Source organism: Undibacterium umbellatum, assembly GCF_014284125.1.
Lineage (GTDB): Bacteria > Pseudomonadota > Gammaproteobacteria > Burkholderiales > Burkholderiaceae_D > Undibacterium > Undibacterium umbellatum.
Genome location: NZ_JACOFX010000054.1, coordinates 1 through 1,320 on the forward strand (window position 1 = coordinate 1; position 1,320 = coordinate 1,320).

The window sequence follows — 1,320 nt, forward strand, 5'->3', positions numbered from 1 at the left end:
TCTATGCCGCAAAATAACATACCGTCCTCCCCGTTAAAGTTTCGTTCGCACCTTAACTTTACTCCTTTGGCTAACGCCAGAGGAGGGAGGCGGCTAGATGATTATCAGGTCTTACATTCATACATTTTCTTAGTTTAGAATTGTCGTAATGTAAGACCTGACCCAGTCTGTGTCTGTGTCTGTGTGACCCCATCTTCGCTTTGTGCGACGCAAAAGAAAATGAAGAAAATCACGATCAAACTTGACCTCATTATTGTTGCAATCTCTACGGTGCTTTTTGCTGGTTTTGGAGTTATTGATGCAGTCTTTCGAAGTTATGTGAATGCTTCATGGCTCCAGCATGCAGCTGCATTTGCATGTTTCGGGTTTATGATTGGAGCCATTATCGCGTTCGACAGTGAGCTTGGCGAAAGGCGAAAGAACCGGCCATTTCTTCGAACACTACTATCCTTTGCTGCTGGCCTCGGTTTTGGTTGGGTTCTTGATTTTCCAGCTGATGGAATCGTACTGTCTGGCCTCGTGGCATCTATGCTTGGCTACGCCGGTCTATCTTGGGCAAAGTATTTTTAACGCGGCAAGGGGCAATAAGTAACGCGGTAAGACGTAAGCCTTTGTAAGACCGTAAGGTGTAAGCATTTGTAGGGCGTAATGGGTTTCATCCATTGCGCCGCAAGAAGGCGCTAATAATATGTTGATGTACCAAATACGGCTGATCTCTCTATATCTGTAAACAAAAAAAGGCCACTCCCTCCGGTAACCCGGATGCGAGCACAAGGCCGGGTTCACCCACTAGCCCCCGATAGTCAAGTAGCCGAACAATATACTCGCAACACACCGCGATAATATTTACCACGCCACCACATGCTTGTTTCAAAATGCCGTCGTGCCTTTTGCTTCAACGTGTGGTTGCGTGAATCGCAGCTTCACCCATGTGGATCTAGCGTAAGTATCCGGTGAAGTCATCTTGAAGTTAAGGGCTTAAGCGTAGATGATCGTGTCCACGTAATAAGTGGACACTTGTACATGATGGATGATGGGATCAATACGCCAAGACGGCGTCGGCGGCACAGTGCTGAATTCAAGGCTCAAGTAATTCAGGCCTGCAAACAGCCCGGCGTTTCAATTGCTGCCACGGCTTTGGAAGCCGGGGTCAGGTCTTACATTCATACATTTTCTTAGTTTAGAATTGTCGTAATGTAAGACCTGATAATCATCTAGCCGCCTCCCTCCTCTGGCGTTAGCCAAAGGAGTAAAGTTAAGGTGCGAACGAAACTTTAACGGGGAGGACGGTATGTTATTTTGCGGCATAGACCTACATTC

Annotated in this window: 1 protein-coding gene; it reads left to right on the forward strand. The window is 46.9% G+C overall.

Annotated elements, in window-relative coordinates; genetic code table 11:
• Positions 1-219: 219 nt before the first annotated feature.
• Positions 220-570 (forward strand): hypothetical protein, encoded by a 351-nt coding sequence (locus H8L47_RS29115; RefSeq protein ID WP_186957326.1) that lies wholly within the window; start codon positions 220-222, stop codon positions 568-570.
• The last annotated feature ends 750 nt before the right edge of the window (positions 571-1,320 follow it).

Coding starts and splice junctions, on each gene's coding strand:
- H8L47_RS29115 (WP_186957326.1), top strand. CDS start 220: ATGAAGAAAATCACGATCAAACTTGACCTCATTATTGTTGCAATCTCT.